Genomic DNA, 21,064 nt, shown 5'->3' with positions numbered 1-21,064 from the left:
AACCCGGATAGTCAATGAGCTGTTAGCGATCAAGGCAAGGCACACCGTTCGATCGCACGGAGGTACACGCCAGCCAAAGCCACAATTCAGAAGAGAGTGGCTTTAACTGAGCAAGCCACGCGGGGTGTGTCAGAAAATCTAAGCCGGGTTTCTGCTGGGGTCGGGAGTCCACCGTGGTCAATATCCGGGCCACACATTTACTCCACTCGGCAGATGTTATACGAGACCAATCAGCAGGCTTAGCAACGCATCACCTCAGAGGCAACTGCATCTTTCGGTTGGTTTAGAACTAAAGCCTACGGGATTCACCATAACGCTCGTTTATGAGGGCGCTAGAACCTTTTACTTTTTATAAATGTCCCTAGGCTTGCTATCGCTTAGGACTGGCCTCGAGATAACTAAAGATAAAGTTTCTTGTCACTTAAGGGATAAGAAAAATTTCACAACTCTTGATCTAAACGGGCGATCTCGGTCTCTTGTTCCGCTGTGATCGCATTCAGTCTTTGTGGCAGCAATATTTTTGACCTATCTCAAATGAGGGCGACGCCAATGGATGAGATGACCACAGTGTATACAGCGATACAAAGGGTCGTGATAAAGCTTGGCGCAGAAGATATTGCGATGCCCGATCATCCGTATATAGAGTTCTGCTGCAGTTAACATGCCTGCAATCGGTGCAACAAAATAAAGCCAAATGGCCGTCCAAATCCCGGAGGGTAAAGCTGAGGCAACGGTCCGCGCAGGGTTCATGCCAAAACCTGAGAGCGGTGACTCAAAAATGACGTAGCTGACAATTAGACAGCCTGCAAAAAATGGCGTCAACCGTTCTAGCTTTGGCTGATTGCTGGTGTACAGGACCATGCCCATCATGATTACGGCAATCAAATATTCACCCAGTAGCGCTGCCAATACTCCAAGCCTTCCAGGTACAGTCACGACATAATCAACGGGTGCTTGGGTAAAGGGATCTCTCAATAGCAGTGCGACGATCACAACACCCAAGAAACCACCAATAAACTGAAAAATAATATAAAAAAAGGCATCCCAGCCTGCAATTTTATTCAAACGATAAAAGGTCAGGGTAACAGCTGGATTAATGTGTGCCCCTGAGCGCTTTCCCCAAGGGGAATACATAATTATTATTGCGGTTAAGCCCATGCCTAACCCCATGACAACTCGCTGCATCCAAGGGTTAGTAATAGTCTGATGGATGGGAGATTGAGGATAAAATAATAAGGTTCCAACAACACCAGCAGCCACCATAAATACTCCAAGCCCCCAAGCTTCGATTAAGTACTCTGGCCAGTGACGCTTAAGCGCAAGAATCATCTTGTTCATGGAAGTTGGGTTGGGGAACTAGTCAATGAACGCAACCTATGAATCCAGAAAAGATCTGAGAATATTTCGAGTCAGCGTTTACGTGTCAGCAACCGAATGCTTGAGGTCTAGGCGCGATCGCAGTGCTGTGTCATGGTTGGGCAAGGCAAGCATCCCTATCGTGTTTCCTCGAAATTGGTGAAGTAGCGGCGATCGCTCCACATGGGGTTATGCCACTCGGTGGGTCAGGCAGCAACTTAGGATTACCCACGTGTGAGAACTGACTGACTAAGCTGCAAGTGGTTAGTCATGAATAGTTGACAGAACTGCACCGGATCCGGCAGCTCACGGCCCTAAATTGGTCTGGCTACAAATTCCTCCACGACTCGGGCTTATCAGTGGAGTGCTCACAAAACAGCAGAACTGCTGGAAGGTATCGATCGAAATAAAGTTTTAGCGATAAGTTGATTCTTTAAGTGCATTGCGCTTAGTTGAGAATCCTGTTCCAGACAGTGATGAAGCCTCCTCGCCGGTAAAATAAGGCGTCGGCAACTGCAGGGATGATCAACATGTCAGGGTCGTGGACAACAGGGCGCATGCTTTTGATTGGGGGTGCCCTGCTTTTCGGAACCCTGTGGCTGAGCGATCGCCTGTTAGCTATGGTCAGTGCTGGTGGATCGTGGCTCGGGCTGGCGATCGCCGGTCTCCTGCTGTTGCGCTGGCTGCGAAGTCAACCACCCGCGATCGCGGCAACGACAGCGAAGACTCCAGTTTTGACGCGGGCGATCGTGGAATCACGGTTGGATGCCCTGACTCAGCAGGTCACTGAGCTGACGGAAGAGTACGGACAAGCCTGCGCAGATCCGCTACCGACATTGCGCTCGGGTTTGCAAGCGCGAGACCTAAAACTGGCGGTTGTGGGTGCGCCAGGCGTAGGCAAAACCAGTCTCGTTCAAGCTCTGGCTCGCTTTTGGCAGCCTCGCTTCAGCCTAGAGTTGCTGGATACCTTCTGTCTGTTCCGGAGCATTGCCACGGCAGAAGAGGCATTCACCCTACCACCCGATCTATTGACTGCGGATCTGATCTTGTTTGTGATCAACGGGGAACTCAGCGCTTCAGAACTGCGTTGCCTGCAGAGTCTGTTGCCTCAAGCCGAAGTCCTCGTGATCTGCAACAGTCCGGCCCAGCCCTTAGTGGCTGAGCAACAGCGACGGGCTGTCCTCGCGCATTTAGCAGGTTTGGTGGCAGCTGAGGATGTACTGGCGGTGTCTGCAGTGGCGAGTGATCGCTCTGAAATGGCTGCCCTGCTGCAGCGCTTGGATCAATGGTTGAGCAGTCGCAGTTTGGAACAGCATTTATTACAAGCCGTAGATCGTGCTATCAATCGTCAGCAGGCTTGGTTGACCGCCCAACTGTTTGAACAGCGTCGTCAACGGGCGATCGCTGCGATTGATCGCACCCAGTGGATTGTGGCGGGAACTGTTTTCCTTAGCCCTGTGCCCAGCCTCGACCTGATTGCTACTGCCGCTGCCAATGGTCAAATGTTGGTGGAGATCGGTGGCATCTTCCACCAGCGCTTCACTCTCGAGCAGGCAAAAGCGATCGCCTTGAGTGTGGGGGATCTTTTGCTCAAACTGGGTCTTGTGGAATGGTCTACCCAAACCTTGGCTGGGTTGCTGAAGAGTAGTGGTTTGGCCTATGTGGCGGGCGGAGCCGTGCAGGCGCTGAGCGCCGCCTACCTGACCCGCGTGGTTGGCGTCACCTTGGTGGAGTTCCATCGGCGCCATCCTCACCTCAGCCTAGAGACTGCGGAAGCAAAGCTCGAACTGAGTCGTCTCCTGCCCGAAATTCTGACGCAGGAGCAGCGCAGTACAGTCCTGACGGGCTTCTATCGGCAGGCACGGCAATGGCTCAGTCAGCAGCCAGCACTGCCGGCTAGTGCTTCCTGAATTGGGAGTGAGGATTGCGAGTCTGGGGATCACGTCCGCTATCATTCTCAATATGCCGAGCTAGTTGACTCGCAATGACCTACACAGCTGCCTCTCTCAAAGCGGAACTGAATGAGCGAGGCTGGCGATTGACGCCTCAACGCGAAGAAATCCTGCGAGTCTTCCAAAATCTACCGGCGGGCGAGCATCTCAGCGCAGAGGATCTCTACAATCACCTGCTCAGCCGCAATTCCCCGATCAGCCTGTCGACGATCTACCGCACCCTCAAGCTCATGGCTCGCATGGGTCTGCTGCGGGAGCTGGATTTAGCGGAAGATCACAAGCACTATGAACTAAACCAGCCGCTCAAGCACCACCATCACTTGATCTGCGTCAGTTGCAACAAGACGATCGAGTTTAAGAGCGATTCAGTCCTCAAAATTGGTGCTAGAACCGCTGAGAAAGAGGGGTACCACCTACTCGATTGCCAACTGACTATTCATGGCGTCTGCCCCACCTGCCAGCGATCGCTGGTCTAAGATCGCCAGTCTGATTGAACTCTCAAGGAGTGACACCGGCCGAGAGGGTTGGAGTCGGCAGCAAATCTTGGTAGAGCTGTTCTAAGCGATCGAGGTTGCCCTCAAGGGTATAGCGATCGAGAACTCGCTGGCGCGCCTTACAGCCAAGAATGGCGGTGAGTTCGGGCTGGTCGCGAAGGACAGGCAGCAGAGTTTGCAGTTGTGCGGAGGTGCGCTGCGGATTAAGGACAATGCCGGCTCCCCCTTCGAGTACCTCGCCATCAGCACCAGCATCCGTTGCAAGGCAAGCGGCACCGCAGGCCATCGCTTCCAGCAGGGAAAGGGATAGCCCTTCTACAAACGACGGCAGGATGAAGGCATCAGCCGCACGCAGCATCTCAATACGGCGTTGCTCACTGGGCTCAAAGCCCCACCATTGCACACCCTGCTCAGGGCCGTAGCTGACTTCCAACAGCGATCGCAGAGTGCCATCCCCCACAATCAAGAGTCGATTCTCGGGGCCGAGGTTGGCGAGCTTCCAGCCGCGCAGCAGCGCCTCTACATTTTTCTCAGCTGCAATCCGCCCCATGTAGACAAACAGGCGATCGACCCCAAGTTCCTGCTTGAAGTCAGAAGGGCCAGGACTATAGCGATCGATATCGACCCCGTTAGGGATCACGGCGATGCGATCGCTCGGAACCCCTAGGCGGATCAACAAATCCCGCTGCAGGTACGAGAAAACAATCGTGCGATCGTAGCGGGCGAGGCAGGGTGCGTAGAGCTGATAGGTGAGGTGTTGCGTGCCTGACGAAATGTTACGCAGCTTATGGTCAAAGGCCGGGTGGAAGGTGGCAACCAGCGGTAACCCGAGTTCCTCACAGATTTCAGGCAAGAGGAAATCAAGGGGGGAGAGTGTCAGTGAAGCATGGACGAGATCCGGTCGAATGTCTTCCAGAGAAGACTTGAGAACCTTGCTCGAGCGGAAAGAGGGAATCGTGTAAATCTGCGATTTGTAGAGGCAGGGCAGCGAAACTTCAAGGCCCTCTCCCATCTCGCCATTGGCTTCAGCTTCACTTTGTGCAAAGTGAAAGAAGCTGACATCATGCCCGCGATCGCGGAGCGCGTTTGTGATTTCTCGACTGTAGGTAACGTTGCCGCAGAAAGGAGACTTTTTACCGAGCCAAGCAATCCGCATATCGTCGCCACATCAATCTTAATGGGCAGGATAGCACTCAGTTTTGCTAGGCGCGGCCTGGGCTCAGCCAGCTCCCCAACAGGACGATCGCTGCTAATCCCAGCAACGTCGCACTCAAACCCAGCCAACTTTCTGCAAGACCCGCCAGGGCGAGCGGCAGGCTCAGTGCAATGTTAATCGCGTTATTTTGCAGCCCAAAGACCTTGCCACGCATGTCCGTTGGCGTTTTTTCTTGAATGACCGTCTGCATGGGAATCCCCAGCGCTGCCGCAAAAATGCCCAGTGTCGTAATGCAGATGACGCTGCCCGTCATGCTGGGTTCTAGGCAGCCCAACACAGCTAGCGTGATCGCCATGCCAATAGAACCGCCAAGGGCAAGCCGCTGGCGGGAAAACCGTTGGCCAAACTGGCCGACGAGTAAGGCACCAATGCCCATCCCTAAACCAGCCACCGAGAGCAGAATTCCAAACTGATCAGCACCCAGATTTGGAATCAGCTCTGCGAGCCGAACCGCGAGAACAGCCAGTGCCGCAAAGACGGAAAACAGGATCACTAGCTGCACCATCGCTGAGCGCACCAAGGGCTGTTGCTGGAGATAGTGCAGGCCGTCCATCACATCGACCCAAAGGTGGCGATCGCTCATGCGACTGCGATCGCGGGGACGCAAGCGCAGACCGATAAATACCAGCCCTGAGAGAACGTAAAAGAGACCCACAAGAACCTCTTTGCCCTCACCAATCCCGACCTGAAGCAACAGGTGATCGGCCAGGCGCAACAGAGGTTCACCGACTGCAAAGCCAATGATCGTCGCCCCCATTGTGGTGGTGGTGTAAATCGAGTTGGCTGCGAGGAGATGCGATCGCCGCACAATCAAGGGAATGACAACCTGTTCAGCGGGCGAAAAGAACTGGTTGAGCGTCGAGACTAGAAAGGTAATCGTCAGCAGAATTTGAAAACCGACCGGCTGTCCAAACAGCCAAGTTTGCCCCTCTGTCACGTAGAGCAACAAGGGAATGGCTAACACCATCACGCCTCGGATGACGTTGCTCCAGATCAAGACCTGCTTGAGGGGACCGCGATCGACCCAGACACCGGCGAGAGAGCCAAACAGCACTGCAGGGATGGTGTAGGCAATCATAATGGCCGAAACCCAGCCGCTGATTGGTTGACCCTCAACCTGGAAGCGGCTGCTGATCAAGGCAATCATCAAGACCAAATAGATCTTGTCCGCCATCTGCGAAAAGATTTCTGCCAGCCACAACGCCAAAAAATTGGGATTGCGGAGTACGGGCCAAAATCCAGTTCGACCCACAGGTGACGGCTGAGCCTTCATCTCGTCCTTAGCAACATCAAGCGGGGCCGTTGGGTCACAAGCATGCTCTGGCGTTGGTGGCTGTTCTAGAACAGACTCAGACAGAGGCGACATGGGATCCTGTCAGCAAGGTTTCTAGTAACAGCGCTGATTGTAAGGGCCGTTCCAGATGATACTCGGCGGAGTGGCGAAGCGCTCGCTCTAATATTTGCCAGCCGTCGCAGGACAAGCGATCCAGCGCTAGCACGGTTTCACTCGTAGGAATTTGTTGCAAAGCAGCCAACTCCGTGGCGGTTAATAACAATTCTCGCTGATTGGGGCGACGCTGATAGGCTGCCGACTCGGACAACACACCGCCCAAGCTTGGGCTGTAGCGCACGCGCCAGCGCGGTTGATTCAAGCGCGGTTGCACGGCTTGCTGGGTCAGGCAGCAGTAGTGCGTTTGCGGCGCCCAGCCTGCCCAGGCCAACAGTTGCCAAGTGCTGTGCAGCAGATAGGGTAGGACTTCGAGGCCAGACTGAGTTTCGAGTCGTGCCAAATCGCGGCAGAGTAATGCGAAGAGTTCGGGTTGTGGGTGTCGCTCGAGGGCTTGGGCCAGTACTAGCTCAGTTAAGTATTGCGCTGCTGCTAGACGGGCTAAGTCGCCACTGAGGGCAGTGTGGCTGCTCAGGGTTTCGACTTGTTGGAGACGATCGAGGCTTTTGCCACAGGCAATCAGGCACTCCCCCACGACAAATAGGGCGGTGCGGCCCCCCAACTTTGATCGCGGTTTACGAGCACCCGCTGCCACGACACGCAGCAGTCCTTGATCGGGTGAGAGCAGGGTTAGCAGGCGATCGGCCTCACCCAAGGGCGTGGCTTTAAGCACGATCGCAGTCGTGGTGTAGGTCCGACTCACACTGATGCCGCCACAGCAGCATCAGCCAGCCGTTGCTGAAGGATTAAGGGGCCATAGGATGTCCCCAGCCGCACGGCACCCGCTTCGATCAGATCTGCTGCTTGGTCCCAGGTGCGAATGCCCCCCGCCGCGTGAATACCAACACGATTGCGGGTCAGCTGCCGTAGTTGTTGAACCAAAGCAGGCGTTGCACCACCAAACCAACCTGTACTGATTTGCAGCATCGTAATGCCTGCATCCAAACAGAGGTCAGTCAGTTGCTCCAGTTCGCTGGGGTTGAGTCGCGTGGCTTCGAGAATGGCCTTGATCGGAACGCCAGTGGCCTCGACTATTTCAGCCAGTTCTTGGTGAACCAGATCAGCGCGGTCGCTACGCAACCAGCCAAGGTTGACGACGACATTGAGTTCTTGCGCCCCATTTTCGACCGCTTCCTGAGCGGCGAAGCACTTGCTGGCAGCCGTGCTCGCGCCATTCGGAAAGTCAATTACCGTGCAGAGTCGAGGCGATCGCCCGTTCAACCACTCCCGCGCTTGGCGCACCACCCAAGGAAAGACACAGACTGCAGCGAAGTGATAGCGATCGGCTTCTTGGCAAAGCTGCTCAATCTGCTGAAGGGTGGCTGCGGGGTCGAGCAGGGAGTGCTCAATGTAGGGGGCAAGGTCAAAATCAGACGGTAAATCAGCCACGGGACAACCCTCTTTTAGGCGCGATCGCTTGCAAAACGGCGAATGGCCTCAGCCCGAATTGCCAGCAAGTTAGCGGCCAGATTTTGGTCGAGTTGCGTCTCGATCAATTGAATCGGCATCGGCAGCTTGGGGGCGAGGGTAACGTCATAGGTCAGCTGGGTTCGATCTGCATCTACAGATTGAAACCGCCAGCTGCCGTCAAACTGCTCGAAGTCGCCCTCCAGCATCCGAAATTCCAGGCGATCGTAGGGAACTTCTTGCATCGCGAGAACCACGCGCGCACAGAAGCGAAAGCGCAGGAAACATTGACTACCGATCTGTTCAAGCCGAATTGAGCCATCATGAGTCGGCAGTTGCTGACTAATTGAGAGATTCGGAATGAACTCAGCGAGTCGGTTGTAGTCGGTCAACAAGGTCCAGAGATCAGCGATCGCTACAGGGACTTCGATTTGGACTTGGATCCGCCGCTGTCGAGGACCAAGGGATTGGGCATCGATCTGCACATCTTGCTGCGGAGAACGCTGCAGGGCGGGAAAACTCAGCGACAGAGGACTCACGTCGTCGTCTCTCGAACAGAATCGCTCTTTCAGCCTAGCGGAGGTCGTGGATCTTCGTGAGGGGCCTAGCATTGAAGCCCTTCGAGAACTGCTGTAGGCTGCAGGCAATCCTGGCATCCCTTGGTTTGTGATGGCGTCGTCTGTAGCTGCAGCCTCCTTGCCCCCCACGGCTTCCATTGGCACGGTCAAAGGCCCGGGAGAACAGGCGAACCAATACGTGTTCATCACGGCAGAAAACCACCATGTGCGGGTGGGGGAGTTTGTCTACTACCAGCTCCGCAGCCCGCTGGATGACTCGCTCCAAGCCATCCTTGGCAAAATCAGCGGCCGTCGCCTGATTGAGCACCTGCCCGATCGCATCTTTGCGGATGTGGAAACCAGTCCAGAAGCGATCGCCGCCCTGATTGGCTTCACCTACGACCATCCTGAGCTCTACGAAGTCACGGTTGAGGTGATCGGCTACTTTCAACCTGGCCTCGGCTTTATCAACCCACGACGAGCGCCGGATCCGGGGGCGCGGGTCTACCTTGCAGAGGATCAGCGGCTGCAACAGGTGCTGAATCGCCGCCATAGCGATGATGTGGGAGCTGCCCACGTCGGTTCACTCTTGCTGCGCGATCGCAACGCAGTGCCGATCATCCTCGACGTTAAAGAGTTGGTCAGTACCCACATGGCAATCTTGGCGGGCACAGGCTCCGGCAAGTCCTACACCGCGGGCGTGCTGATCGAAGAGCTACTACGACCTCAAAATCGTGCCGCCGTCTTGATCTTTGATCCGCACGGGGAATACGGCACCTTGGAGGGACTGCGCGGCAATCCCATTTTTGAAGCGGATGGCTATCGTCCGACAGTCAAAGTGCTGACCCCCGAGGATATTCGGATCCGAATTTCTTCGCTGAACTTCTACGATCTGCTGACGCTACTACCCCAGACGACAGAACGTCAGCAGGCGGTCTTGGAGAAGGCAGTCAACAGTCTCCGCAAGAATAAGACCCTGCGCGATCGCTGGGATTTTGGCCATCTGATCGAAGCGGTTAAAGCAGCGGACACCAGCGAAGACGATGAGGGGAACGAAACCATGGGGCCTTCGGCTCAGTCACTGAGCTGGCGCTTAGAACGGTTGCAATCCTCGCCCTACTTCCACAGCTGGGAACATTTGATTCCCCGTGACTTGTTTGAGCCCGGCCAGGCCACGATCCTGCAGATGAATGAAATTCCCCAGGAGCAGCAGCAAGTCATTTGCACGGTGATCCTCAACCAGAGCTATACCGCCCGCATCAACACTGTCCGTGGCGGCTCGACCGAAGGTGCAGAAGACCATCTTCCCTACCCGATCTTTGCGCTGGTTGAAGAAGCCCACCGCTTTGCCCCCGCCCATGAGCCATCGCGCTGCAAGCAAATTCTGCGGACAGTCCTCAGCGAAGGCCGGAAGTTTGGCTTTGGCATGGGACTGATCACCCAGCGCCCCGGCAAAATTGACTCGGATATTCTCTCGCAGTGCATGAGCCAATTCCTGATGCGGATTGTCAATCCGGTCGATCAGGAGAGCCTTAAGCATGGGGTTGAGGCGGCAGGGCGAGATCTCCTGCAGGAACTACCTTCGCTCAGTCGCGGCCAGGTGATCATCTCAGGAGCCTGCGTCAATACGCCCGTACTCTGCCAAGTCCGCACTCGCTACACCCAGCACGGCGGCGAGACAATGAATGCTCCCGAGGAATGGCAAAAGCATTTTCAAGGAACACGAGCCAAGGAGCGAGAGCTGACGATCGCCCCGATCGCTAGCCGACCTGCGGCTGTGCGGCGGCGTAATGTCACGATCGAGTAGATTCGGTTATCTCGACTACAGCGCGATCGCTCACAACGCGAAGGAGTTTCCTATAATGAGGGAACACAAGGGGCTGTAATGGTTTCGACGTGTTGGTGAATCCTTCACCGTGATTCAGGCCGAGAGGGAGTCCACTCTCGTAAATCCAGGCTCAAACAAAAGTAACTGCGAACAACATCGTTCCTTTCGCTCGTAAGGCTGCTCCTGTAGCTGCTTAAACGCCACAAACTTTCTGGCTCGAGCGTCTAGTCGTAGACTCCGTTAATACGCCTAGACTTAAACCCCCAACGGATGCTCGAGTGGCGGCCTCAGGTCCGTCCCCTCGCTAAGCAAAAACCTGAGCATCCCGCCAACGGGGATAATCGTTGGCTCCCGCACAGTGGGTTAACCGTGCTAAGCCTGTGAACGAGCGGAAAGTTACTAGTCAATGCGGACAGCGGTTCGATTCCGCTCAGCTCCATTTCTATTCGTTAGATGGCTTGTTGCGATTGCAGCAAGCTTTTCGTTTTTTCTGCGAAGCAGGATGATGACGATTCAGCAGTGGCTGGCCCTGGGATTTGCCATGCTCTTGCTAGCTGCACTACCCAGCTTGAGTGTGCTCACGGTGGTCACTCGATCTGCCAGTCTTGGGCTAGGACATGGTGCACTCACGACCGCAGGAATTGTCCTAGGCGATTGTCTCTGGATCCTGTTAGCCCTCGTTGGCCTCGAACAAGTTTCACAATTCGAAAGCTGGCTGCCGCTCCTTCGAGCTTTGAGTGGTAGCTATCTGATTGTTTTAGGGATAGAACTATGGCGATCGCGCGATCGCGTGCGTGCGGAATTACCCCTGAAGCAAACGTCACAACCGGCAAGTTTTCTAGCAGGGTTGCTGTTGACCTTAGCGGATCAAAAAGCACTACTTTTCTATCTCGGCTTTTTCCCAACCTTTCTGAATCTGGAGCGAATTACTCTCCAAGAAATTGCTGGGGTGATGGCGATCGCAGTGGGAACCATTGGTGGCGTCAAACTTACCTATGTTTGGCTGACAGTACAAGGACAACAACGATTGATCAGTCGGCACCAGCGCTGGCTGCAGGCGATCGCATCTGGATTGCTGATCACTATTGGCCTGTTGTTATGGCTGCAGTTGATCGGGGGGCGATAGCCTCTCTGGCGCTGACGGCTCCTGGGTTGGTATCAGGATGAGAAAAAGGATAAACACTGCATGATCAGTCCGTCCTACTGTCAGCAAATGGCTGCTTATAATCAGCGCCTCAATCAACAGATCATCGCTGTCTGTCGCACATTGCCCCAATCAGAGCTCGATCGCGATCGTGGGGCTTTTTTCGGTTCGATTCAAGCCACACTCAACCATCTCTACTACGGCGATCGCGTCTGGCTCGGACGATTTCAACGTCAGCCATACCAAGCTCCCAACCTAGGCCGCGATTTATTCACAGAATTTGCGGAGTATTGTCAGGCGCGCCAAGACTTTGATGAACACATTCTCAGTTGGGCCAATCACCTATCAGAAGTATGGCTGGTGCAAGAGTTCGAGTATTACAGCCCGCTCTATCAACAAACGATCGTTCGTCCCCATTGGTTTTTGGTGACTCACTTGTTTAACCACCAAACCCATCACCGTGGACAGGTCACGACTTTACTGAGTCAACTTGGGCTAGATGTAGGCGTCACCGATCTGCCTTGGGTAGTGTCACCGCTGCTGTAATTCCTTGGCTAGGACAGCGATCGCATTGCTCACAAATCAACCGATGATTCGTGATGAGAGCTAGCGACTAAGCGATCGCCGACATAGATTTCAAGCACTTGGCATCCGAGCCCCGCACAGAGTTGCTGACGACGTTGCCAAAAACAACGGGCCATCTGGAGATCCTGTGCCATTACGGACAGCGTTTGTCCATGGCGCTCAATTTCTGCGGTTTGCACCGCGCGTAAAAAGAGGTTGGATTGCACCCGCGATCGCTCGAATGATTTTGCTTAGACTTACGAGATTGCTCTCGCGACTGTGGGTTTCTTAAGCAGATCTTTATGATTGGGCACTGCGATCGCTCCCATCCTGCTGCAATCCCACAAAAAAAGTGGACGCTGTTAGAAGCATCCACTTGTTAAGACTCTGTACTGAACTCAGGAAAAGACCAAGTTCTAGTTAGTAGGTTTCAACATGCCAACGGCCAGCTTTCTTGAGGCTGCGCTGGTAGTCGGACCAGACGATGTCTTCCTTGGCTGCCGCTGTAGCCATGGCTTGGTCAATGCCATCTTCCATGCCACGCAGACCGCAGATGTAGACGTGGGTTTTTTCGTCTTTCAGTAAATTCCAGATCTCATCGGCATGCTCTGCCACACGATCTTGAATATACATGCGGCCGCCCGAGGTATTCTTCTGCTCGCGGCTGATCGCGTAGGTCAGGCGGAAGTTATCCGGGTATTTAGACTGAAGCTCTTCCAGTTCCTCTTTGTAGAGAATGTTCGCCGAGGTCGGAATCCCGAAAATCAACCAAGCCTTGCCGTTGAATTGATACTCAGTGTTGACGGCCCGCTCGTTGTCCTTGAACATCCGCCATAGGTAGGCCCGGAAAGGTGCAATCCCGGTACCGGTGCCCATCATGATGACGTTGGCATCCGTGTCAGCCGGCAGGAGCATCTCTTTGCCCACAGGACCGGTGATCTTGACGTCATCGCCCGGTTTCAAGCCACAGAGGAAGGTCGAGCAAACGCCGTTGATCGTTTCGCCAGCATCATTTTGATATTGCAGCTGGCGCACGCACAGTGAGACTGTTTTGTCATCGACATTGTCGCCGTGGCGAGTCGAGGCAATCGAATAAAGACGCAGTTTGTGCGGCTTGCCTTTATCATCGGTGCCATCAGGAATAATCCCGATACTTTGACCTTCGATGTAGCGCAAATCGCCTTCGGAAATATCGAAGGTGATGTGCTGAACTACCCCAATGCCCCCGTCTTTCACCAAGGGCTCATTCGAGATCACTTTGCCAACAAAAGGCTTATTCGGCCGATAGATGTTGACAGGTACGTCTTCAGCTGAATGCTTTTTGGTCACGGGCGCTGGTGCTGCCGCGGGCTCTTCTGCCGCAGCTTGTAAGGGTGCAGCACTCTCACCGGCAACAGCTTCTGCTGGCCGGATGTTGACGATTTTGCCGCCGAGACGCAGAATCCGCTGCATTTCTTGATTCATGCGGCTGTAAGGCACTTTGAAAAATGTGCTGCCGCTGCGGCGGATTGAGCTGTCGGACGGCTCGCCGTCAGTTTGGCGCAGACCGATCACTTCATAGATAAAGAGCCGGTTGCCATAGGTGGTGGTAGCTGCTCCGCCAGCCACACTCGCGTTCAACATTCAACTTCTCCGAACCTGTTCTTCAGAAGAGCTCCTGCAACCGGGGCGCACCCCGTCAGTGACTTAACTAGTTATCGCAATGCTAAAAAAGCACAGCGTAGGCTGAAGTCACTGTTCTCAGTGTAAGGGTGCAGGCTGCATAAGCTTACCCTGTGCCGTGCTTCTAGGGTGTAGCGATTTCAGCGTTTCTTGTTGAGTCCTCAACCTGTCTGGTAAGATTCCGCATAAACGGATACAGTCCGCTTCGACTCGCCGGTATCGATCTCAACCGATAGTGACTACTGACTTGGAAGGTCAATGTCGGTCCGCCGTAGCGATGCTGTTCTAGAACAGCAAGCGGGCGTCCAGGCGTGGCCTTGTGCCGGATGCTGACCCCATAATCTCGTCACTGTCTTGAGGGATCCTATGAGCAAGCCAGATCGTGTCGTTTTGATCGGCGTTGCCGGTGACTCCGGTTGCGGCAAGTCAACTTTCTTGAATCGCCTTGCTGACTTGTTTGGCACCGAGTTGATGACGGTCATTTGTCTGGATGACTATCACAGTCTTGATCGCAAAGGCCGCAAAGAAGCTGGCGTGACGGCTTTGGATCCCCGCGCTAATAACTTTGACTTGATGTATGAACAGGTCAAAGCGTTGAAGAACGGCGAAACGATCATGAAGCCGATCTACAACCATGAAACTGGCCTGATCGACCCGCCTGAAAAAATTGAGCCCAATCGCATTATCGTGATCGAGGGCCTACACCCCCTCTACGATGAACGCGTGCGCGAACTGCTCGACTTCAGCGTCTACCTCGATATCGACGACGAAGTCAAAATCGCTTGGAAAATCCAACGCGATATGGCCGAGCGTGGCCACTCCTACGAGGATGTTCTGGCCTCGATCGAAGCGCGTCGCCCTGACTTCAAGGCCTACATTGAGCCCCAGCGTGGTCATGCGGATATCGTCATTCGTGTGATGCCGACCCAGCTGATTCCCAACGACACCGAACGTAAAGTGCTCCGGGTTCAGTTGATCCAACGGGAAGGCCGCGATGGCTTCGAACCGGCTTATCTGTTCGACGAAGGGTCGACTATCCAGTGGACGCCCTGCGGTCGTAAGTTGACCTGCTCGTATCCGGGCATTCGCTTGGCCTATGGTCCCGACACCTACTACGGTCACGAAGTTTCTGTCCTTGAGGTCGACGGTCAGTTCGAAAACCTCGAAGAGATGATCTACGTGGAGGGCCACCTCAGCAAGACCGATACACAGTACTACGGTGAGCTAACTCACTTGCTGCTGCAGCACAAGGACTACCCCGGTTCGAATAATGGCACGGGTCTGTTCCAAGTGTTGACGGGTCTGAAGATGCGGGCCGCTTATGAGCGCCTGACTTCGCAGAAAGCACCGGTCGCCGCTAGCGTTTAGGTTGCGATCGCCTCACGGAAGATTGCTTTCAACTCCAGCTGCTCTCTCGTGGGAGCAGCTTTTTCATTGCTTGGTAATCAAAGCGGTGAACTGTGATCGCACCTGCCAAACTACTGCTGGAGGTGGGTAGAGAAATCCGTAGCCACAGAAAACAGTGCTGTTTCAGAGATCCTCACCACTGCGCAGAATTGTTTTCAGCAGCTTGAGGCCTTTCTTGACTTGGCGCGAGACAGTCACAGCACTCAAACCTAGCTGCTCGGCAACCTCGCGCTGGGTGAGGTCATAGAAAAAGACAAATTCCAGAATCTCGCGGGTTTTTTGTTCTAGGAGCTGCATCGCTTGCTGGAGGCGAATTCGGTCCTCTTCAGCCAGTTGAAAACTGCGATATTTCGGATCGGCGATCGCATCGCCAAGGTTGGTGACGTGTTCGTCATCGGCATACAAGGGCTGATCGAGGCTGATCATGGTGCGATTGATGCCAATCATCCGCACTTCTTGCCACTCCTCTGGTTCCAGCCCCAAGGATCGCCGCACCTCCTCTTCCGTTGGCGATCGCCCTAGCTCCCGCTGGAGTTTTTGACGCAGGGGCTCAATTTGCTGATGGAGTTCAGCCCAGCGCCGAGGCACCCGCACGGTATGACTGCGATCGCGCAGGTAGTGTTGAATTTCGCCGCGAATGTAGGGCACAGCAAACGAGCTAAAAGCCTTGCCCCGTTCTAGTTCAAAGCGATCGATCGCAGCAATGAGCCCCAACGATCCAATTTGCACCAGTTCCTCAAAGCTTTCGGGACACCGGTGGACCCATCGATAGGCTTCTTGACGAACTAATCCTAAGTTCAGTTCAACGAGTTGATTTCGAATTCGATGATCTTGGGTTTGTTGATACTGCTTTAGCAATAAAAAGGTACGGCTACGAGTGTCTGAGGGAAGCGGCTCATCGACATTGTCAGCCATATAGGAAAGACAGCATCAAGTATTCTCAGCCTCTCACAGGAGTTGAGGATCTGTAGCTTAACACCCAGTGTGTTTATCAATTATTCAAAGTTCTTGACTCAAGCCAGCAGTTGAATTTCATAGACTGACGACAGGATTTTCAGGATTTACTATAGATTAGTCAAGTGCTTAGACTGTAGGTTTTATTGACAACCTTATTTTTTGTTGAATAGATTTCTTCTCAAGAGTTCTTTTGTATCTCCTGAAGCAACAGATTGAATTCTGATTGGCAATAATTACCTACTGACTAGCCTTCGGCGTAGTGGCGAAAGCGTTCTAGATCCGCTTTGAGCGTGCCTTCTACAATTCGCCCCAAGAACAATTTGTCCATTAGGGGACCGAGACCGCCAGGAATTGAGTAGGAAATACTGAGTCGGACAATGCTGTGATCTTGGCGATCGTAGAACCGAATGGCACCACGATTAGGTAAGCCATCCACTGACTCCCACTGGATGAGTTGATTCGGCACGAGTCGCGTGATGCGTGAAAGCCAAGTGAATTCGAAGCCCTGGGATGCCAGTTTCCAGCGAGAAAGATCCGGATTGTCTTTCTGGACCTGCACCGAGTCAATCCACTTCATCCAGCGGGGCATTTGCTCTAGATCCGACCAGAGTTCCCAAGCACGGGCGACAGGAACGGCGACCTCCACTTGCACACTATGTTCAAGCCAATCGCTCATCCGACGCCCTACTGCTTAGAATCGATCGCCCCACTCGTCATTAAGCCGCTATCGCCTGTGCTTCTAGCATGGCTTTAGCAGCACGACGACCCGAGATGGTGGCTCCTTCCATGCTATCGATGTAGTCCTGCTGCGTATAGCTGCCGGCAAGGAAGAAGTTAGCGATCGGGGTCTTTTGATCGGGGCGGTAAGGATCCATGCCCGGCGCTTCCCGATAGAGCGACTGGGCTAGTTTTACGACGTTCGACCAGAGCAGGTTGAGATCGCGACTGCTGGGGAACAGCTCATGTACTTGCTTGAGCACGTGCTGGGCAATGTCTTCGTTCTTCATGGCGATGAAGGGATCGCCCGGCGTCAGCACACATTGCAGCAGCGAGCCTTGGCCTTCACGGTAGTAATCCTTAGGACTGCTCAGAGCTAAGTCGGCAAAGCAGGAGAAGTCTGCATCAGCGGTGTAAAGCAGGTTATCCAAGCCCGCTGCTTGTCCAAGTTGGTGGCGTTTTTCACGATCGTTCAGCTCGGTGACCCAACCATCGAAGCGGAGTTGTACCGTTGCCACTGGCACGGCATCAAGCTTGTAGATGTTGTCGAACTCCGACCATTTTCGCCAAGCTTCGGGCAGGAGGCGCTGGATGCCCGGTACATCACAGGCTGCTAGGTAAGCATCGGCTTCCACCCGTTCGACCGCATCACCATCTGCGATCTGCAGGCCAGTCACAAGGGTTTGGCCATTGGTTTCGCTGTACTCGATCTCGCGAACCCGTCGCCGCAGGTGGAGCGTGGCGCCTCGCGCTTGGATGTAGTCCAAGATCGGCTTGTGCAAATATTCCGCTGGGGACCCCGCCAGCAGGTTGAGTTTCGAAGCCTCAGTCTTCGCCGCGAACATTTGGAAAACAGTCAGCATGCAGCGGGCTGAGATGTTTTCGGTGTCGATGAAACCCAGTGCATAGGCGATCGGGTTCCACATCCGCTTGAGGCTGCCATTACTGCCGCCATGGCTACGAAACCAGTCCGCAAAGCTCACGCGATCGAGGGCGCGAATTGTTTTCATCGCACCTTCGTAGTCCACAAGACCACGTACCAGCGGGCTCGTGCCCAGCGCCAAGGCGTTTTGGAGCTTATCGAGCCAAGTCAGTTGGCTCGTGGTGAAGAAGGCTTTGAGGCCATTGAAGGGCGCCCCGATGGGGAAGCGAAAGTCTAGTTCCCCAACTTCACCGCCTTTGTTGATGAAGGTATGAGTGTGGGATTTCGGCAGGAGATTCTCAAACGCCCCAACCTTGCGCATCAGGGCGAAGAGGTTGGCGTAGTTGAAGAAGAAAACGTGCAGACCCATCTCGATGTGGTTGCCGTCGGCATCGATCCAGCTCCCGACTTTGCCACCTACAAAAGGCCGCGAATCGTAGATTGCAACTTCGTGTCCAGCATCCACAAGGTCAATGGCAGCCGTAAGACCGGCCAAACCAGCACCAACAATGGCAACGCGCATAGAGCTTTGGAATGCAGAACTATCTACAACGAATTGTAAAGGACTCCGATCGCCTCCCTCGCTTCAGCAATGCATCTCAACGGTCGATCTCGGACCGATCCCCATTGCTCGGTATAGTTGAGAAAAATTTCTGAGGGCATCCCGTGAAAGCAGTGACACTGCTCGGTTCAACCGGCTCGATCGGGACACAAACTCTAGATATTTTTGAGCAATATCCCGATCGCTTTCGACTCGTCGGGCTGGCTGCTGGTCGCAACATTGCGCTGCTAGCCGAACAAATTCGGCGTCATCGTCCTGAAATTGTGGCGATTCAAGACGCGGCCCAGCTGCCGGAGCTGCAAGCCGCGATCGCGGATCTCGACAATCCCCCGCTGATTCTGACGGGCGAAGCTGGCGTCACCGAGGTCGCTCGTTACGGCGATGCGGAAATTGTTGTCACCGGCATCGTGGGATGTGCCGGTCTGCTCCCGACAATCGCGGCGATCGAAGCAGGGAAAAATATTGCCCTTGCCAACAAAGAGACGCTGATTGCCGCAGGTCCTGTTGTCCTTCCCTTGCTACAGAAGTACGGTGTCACGATCACCCCTGCGGACTCTGAGCACTCGGCTATTTTTCAGTGTATCCAGGGGCTCTCAACTCATGCGGACTTTCGACCGGGTCAACCGGCTGCTGGACTACGCCGCATTTTGCTGACCGCCAGTGGCGGTGCTTTCCGTGATTGGCCAGTGGAGCGCTTGCCCCACGTTAAAGTGGCTGACGCACTCAAGCATCCCAACTGGTCGATGGGGCGCAAGATCACCGTCGATTCCGCCACCTTGATGAACAAGGGATTGGAGGTGATCGAAGCTCACTACCTGTTTGGGCTGGACTACGATCGCATCGACATCGTCATCCACCCCCAGAGCATCATTCACTCGCTGATTGAGCTGGAAGACACCTCAGTCCTCGCGCAGCTGGGTTGGCCGGATATGCGTTTGCCCCTGCTCTACGCCCTCTCTTGGCCCGATCGTCTCTCAACTCAGTGGTCCGCCCTGGATCTCGTCAAAGCCGGTAGTCTCGACTTCCGTGATCCGGATCACGCCAAGTATCCCTGCATGGATCTGGCCTATGCAGCAGGTCGCAAGGGCGGCACGATGCCTGCAGTCTTGAATGCGGCTAATGAACAAGCTGTTGCGCTGTTCTTGGATGAGCGGATTGGCTTCCTCGACATTCCGGCACTCATTGAACAGGCCTGCGATCGCCACCAGAGCGACTGGCAACAGCAACCAAGCTTGGATGACATTTTGGCCTGTGATGCCTGGGCACGGCAGTTTGTGCAAGCCGCCAGCCAAACCTTGGAACCCGTCGCCTAGGGCAACGGTGTGGCCTATCGCTATCTGCTCTTTCATAAGCCCTACGATGTGCTCTGCCAGTTCAGCCCGGGCGATTGCCCCGAGCAGCAGACTCTGAAGGACTACATCGATGTGCCAGAGGTCTATCCGGTCGGTAGGCTCGATCGTGACAGTGAAGGCTTGCTGTTGCTGACCAACAACGGGGCATTGCAGCATCGCCTCTGCCATCCTCGTTTTGGGCACGATCGCACCTACTGGGTGCAGGTCGAGCGGGAACCCAGCGAGGAAGCACTGACCACACTGCGCAAAGGCGTACAAATTCAGGACTATCGCACCCGGCCAGCCAAAGTGCAGCGCCTCGTCGACCCCCATATCCTCGATCGCGATCCGCCAATTCGCTTCCGCAAGACAGTTCCAACGGCTTGGCTCGCCATCACCTTACAGGAAGGCCGCAATCGTCAGGTGCGGCGCATGACGGCTGCAGTGGGGCATCCAACGCTACGCTTAATACGGGTGGCGATCGCCACTCACCCAGATCAGCCGCCGCTCCAGCTCCAAGGGCTGGCACCGGGTTGCTGGCGAGATCTAACGGCAGTGGAACGCCGTCGTCTAGAATCCCTTCTACGACAGGCCTAGTTTCTTCTAGGCTCTTTGCGAGGACAGTAGCAGTAGGCATGAGTGAGTCAATTCCCGAATCTGAGGCGTCCTTTGCGGCTGCTGCCGATGAGCGGACGGCCATGCTTTCGCTGTCACTCGCCCAGATGGAGGTGGCAGCCAGCACTGATGTCGGAATGCGGCGCAGTCAAAACGAAGATTTTTACCTCTATCACTATCGGCTCGAACACCTTGAAACCCCGCTGGGAACGTCAGTTCAAGCGAAGGGACTGTTTGTCCTTTGTGACGGCATGGGCGGCCATGCACGGGGCGAAATCGCCAGCTTAGAAGCTGCTCGGGTGTTCAAACAGCAGGTCGAAGCAGAGTGGACGACAGAACTTCCCAGCCGCGAAGTATTACGAGCCGCTGCGCTAACGGCGAATCAAGCCCTGTTTGATCTCAACCAAGCGGCGGCAGTGTCCGGCAGCGATCGCATGGGAACGACGCTGGTGGCGATCCTGCTACAAGGAACGAAAGTTGCGATTATCCATGTTGGTGATAGTCGTGCTTACCGCTATTCGCGGCTGACAGGTCTCGATCAGCTCACCCGCGATCATGAAGTTGGGCAACTCGCGATCGCCCAAGGGGTCGATCCGGATGTGGCCTATGCACGTCCAGAAGCCCATCAGCTTACCCAAGCGCTGGGACCGCGCAACAATGACTGGCTCGATCCCGAAGTGCGCTTCTTGGAAGTCCGAGAAGACACGGTCTTCCTGCTCTGCTCCGACGGCCTCTCAGACTTTGATCTTGTCGAGGAAATTGCCGATACGCACGTTGCTCCCCTCCTGCAAACCCGCACCAGTCTGCAGTTTGGTATCCAACAACTGATCGAAGCAGCGAACGAAGCGGGCGGCCACGACAACATCACAGTGGTTGCGGTGCGGCTGCGGCTCCGTCCTCAACTCGGGCCGGTGATTTAAACAGCG

General features: G+C 54.7%; 20 protein-coding genes and 1 other RNA gene. 10 read left to right on the top strand and 11 right to left on the bottom strand.

Annotated elements, in window-relative coordinates:
* Positions 1 to 525: 525 nt before the first annotated feature.
* On the bottom strand, positions 526 to 1,338 hold the full coding sequence (locus tag DOP62_RS02655; RefSeq protein WP_261789771.1) for an aquaporin: 813 nt from the start codon (positions 1,336 to 1,338) through the stop codon (positions 526 to 528).
* 548 nt (positions 1,339 to 1,886) lie between these two features.
* Between DOP62_RS02655 and DOP62_RS02650 the strand changes: the two genes are divergently transcribed.
* Together DOP62_RS02650 and DOP62_RS02645 are read left to right on the top strand one after the other, a co-directional pair.
* On the top strand, positions 1,887 to 3,266 hold the full coding sequence (locus tag DOP62_RS02650) for a DUF697 domain-containing protein (protein ID WP_261789772.1): 1,380 nt from the start codon (positions 1,887 to 1,889) through the stop codon (positions 3,264 to 3,266).
* Between the two features lie 74 nt (positions 3,267 to 3,340).
* Positions 3,341 to 3,784 (top strand): transcriptional repressor, encoded by a 444-nt coding sequence (locus DOP62_RS02645; RefSeq protein WP_208672817.1) that lies wholly within the window; start codon positions 3,341 to 3,343, stop codon positions 3,782 to 3,784.
* 22 nt (positions 3,785 to 3,806) lie between these two features.
* Here the strand turns inward: DOP62_RS02645 and DOP62_RS02640 are convergent, their stop codons facing one another.
* The 5 genes from DOP62_RS02640 to DOP62_RS02620 are packed head-to-tail and all read right to left on the bottom strand — an operon-like array spanning position 3,807 to position 8,411.
* A complete protein-coding gene (locus DOP62_RS02640; protein ID WP_208672818.1) occupies positions 3,807 to 4,958 on the bottom strand; it encodes a glycosyltransferase family 4 protein in 1,152 nt (383 codons plus the stop codon).
* A gap of 46 nt (positions 4,959 to 5,004) precedes the next feature.
* On the bottom strand, positions 5,005 to 6,384 hold the full coding sequence (locus DOP62_RS02635; protein WP_208672819.1) for an MFS transporter: 1,380 nt from the start codon (positions 6,382 to 6,384) through the stop codon (positions 5,005 to 5,007).
* A complete protein-coding gene (recO, locus tag DOP62_RS02630; protein WP_208672821.1) occupies positions 6,368 to 7,168 on the bottom strand; it encodes a DNA repair protein RecO in 801 nt (266 codons plus the stop codon). Before recO ends, DOP62_RS02635 begins: the two co-directional genes overlap by 17 nt.
* Positions 7,165 to 7,854 carry a deoxyribose-phosphate aldolase gene (gene deoC / locus DOP62_RS02625; protein ID WP_208672824.1) on the bottom strand — a complete coding sequence of 230 codons (690 nt, stop codon included), beginning with the start codon at positions 7,852 to 7,854 and terminating at the stop codon, positions 7,165 to 7,167. The genes recO and deoC overlap by 4 nt, the downstream gene beginning before the upstream one ends.
* 14 nt (positions 7,855 to 7,868) lie before the next feature.
* Positions 7,869 to 8,411 (bottom strand): SRPBCC family protein, encoded by a 543-nt coding sequence (locus DOP62_RS02620; protein ID WP_261789773.1) that lies wholly within the window; start codon positions 8,409 to 8,411, stop codon positions 7,869 to 7,871.
* Between the two features lie 130 nt (positions 8,412 to 8,541).
* Between DOP62_RS02620 and DOP62_RS02615 the strand changes: the two genes are divergently transcribed.
* The 4 genes from DOP62_RS02615 to DOP62_RS02600 all read left to right on the top strand — a co-directional run bounded on the left by DOP62_RS02615 (position 8,542) and on the right by DOP62_RS02600 (position 11,947).
* Positions 8,542 to 10,236: an ATP-binding protein gene (locus tag DOP62_RS02615; protein ID WP_208672828.1), complete on the top strand. Its 1,695-nt coding sequence runs from the start codon at positions 8,542 to 8,544 to the stop codon at positions 10,234 to 10,236.
* Positions 10,237 to 10,305: 69 nt separating this feature from the next.
* Positions 10,306 to 10,699: a transfer-messenger RNA gene (gene ssrA / locus DOP62_RS02610) on the top strand.
* Between the two features lie 60 nt (positions 10,700 to 10,759).
* Positions 10,760 to 11,383: a LysE family translocator gene (locus tag DOP62_RS02605; protein WP_370538851.1), complete on the top strand. Its 624-nt coding sequence runs from the start codon at positions 10,760 to 10,762 to the stop codon at positions 11,381 to 11,383.
* Positions 11,384 to 11,470: 87 nt separating this feature from the next.
* Entirely contained in the window at positions 11,471 to 11,947 is a 477-nt protein-coding gene (locus tag DOP62_RS02600; RefSeq protein WP_261789775.1) for a DinB family protein, read from the top strand.
* Positions 11,948 to 11,976: 29 nt separating this feature from the next.
* Here DOP62_RS02600 and DOP62_RS02595 read toward each other — a convergent pair whose 3' ends face one another.
* Both DOP62_RS02595 and petH read right to left on the bottom strand, forming a co-directional pair.
* Complete coding sequence (locus tag DOP62_RS02595) at positions 11,977 to 12,192, bottom strand: hypothetical protein (protein WP_208672834.1); 216 nt, start codon at positions 12,190 to 12,192, stop codon at positions 11,977 to 11,979.
* Positions 12,193 to 12,385: 193 nt separating this feature from the next.
* Positions 12,386 to 13,588, bottom strand: coding sequence for a ferredoxin--NADP reductase (gene petH, locus DOP62_RS02590; RefSeq protein WP_208672836.1), 1,203 nt, complete (start codon positions 13,586 to 13,588; stop codon positions 12,386 to 12,388).
* A gap of 405 nt (positions 13,589 to 13,993) precedes the next feature.
* Here petH and DOP62_RS02585 point away from each other — a divergent pair, with 405 nt between their 5' ends.
* A complete protein-coding gene (locus tag DOP62_RS02585) occupies positions 13,994 to 14,995 on the top strand; it encodes a phosphoribulokinase (protein ID WP_208672838.1) in 1,002 nt (333 codons plus the stop codon).
* A gap of 162 nt (positions 14,996 to 15,157) precedes the next feature.
* On the opposite strand, the gene DOP62_RS02580 is transcribed toward DOP62_RS02585, so the two are convergent.
* The 3 genes from DOP62_RS02580 to zds form a co-directional block, all read right to left on the bottom strand.
* Positions 15,158 to 15,949 (bottom strand): RNA polymerase sigma factor SigF, encoded by a 792-nt coding sequence (locus DOP62_RS02580; protein WP_208672839.1) that lies wholly within the window; start codon positions 15,947 to 15,949, stop codon positions 15,158 to 15,160.
* 286 nt (positions 15,950 to 16,235) lie between these two features.
* Positions 16,236 to 16,667: an SRPBCC family protein gene (locus tag DOP62_RS02575; RefSeq protein WP_208672841.1), complete on the bottom strand. Its 432-nt coding sequence runs from the start codon at positions 16,665 to 16,667 to the stop codon at positions 16,236 to 16,238.
* Positions 16,668 to 16,707: 40 nt separating this feature from the next.
* The gene (gene zds, locus DOP62_RS02570; RefSeq protein ID WP_208672844.1) at positions 16,708 to 18,153 is read right to left on the bottom strand and encodes a 9,9'-di-cis-zeta-carotene desaturase; all 1,446 of its coding nucleotides are present in this window, start codon (positions 18,151 to 18,153) and stop codon (positions 16,708 to 16,710) included.
* Positions 18,154 to 18,296: 143 nt separating this feature from the next.
* On the opposite strand from zds, the gene dxr reads away from it, so the two are divergent.
* From dxr to DOP62_RS02555, 3 genes are read left to right on the top strand one after another with little or no spacing between them, the layout of a single operon-like run.
* A complete protein-coding gene (gene dxr / locus DOP62_RS02565; protein WP_208672846.1) occupies positions 18,297 to 19,505 on the top strand; it encodes a 1-deoxy-D-xylulose-5-phosphate reductoisomerase in 1,209 nt (402 codons plus the stop codon).
* Positions 19,506 to 19,514: 9 nt separating this feature from the next.
* Complete coding sequence (locus DOP62_RS02560) at positions 19,515 to 20,120, top strand: pseudouridine synthase (protein WP_208672847.1); 606 nt, start codon at positions 19,515 to 19,517, stop codon at positions 20,118 to 20,120.
* Between the two features lie 38 nt (positions 20,121 to 20,158).
* The gene (locus DOP62_RS02555; protein WP_208672848.1) at positions 20,159 to 21,058 is read left to right on the top strand and encodes a serine/threonine phosphatase; all 900 of its coding nucleotides are present in this window, start codon (positions 20,159 to 20,161) and stop codon (positions 21,056 to 21,058) included.
* Positions 21,059 to 21,064 lie beyond the last annotated feature (6 nt).

The organism is Synechococcus elongatus PCC 11801, from assembly GCF_003846445.2.
In the GTDB taxonomy this organism is placed as follows: Bacteria; Cyanobacteriota; Cyanobacteriia; order Synechococcales; family Synechococcaceae; genus Synechococcus; species Synechococcus elongatus_A.
This window is presented reverse-complemented; position numbering and strand designations above follow the sequence as displayed.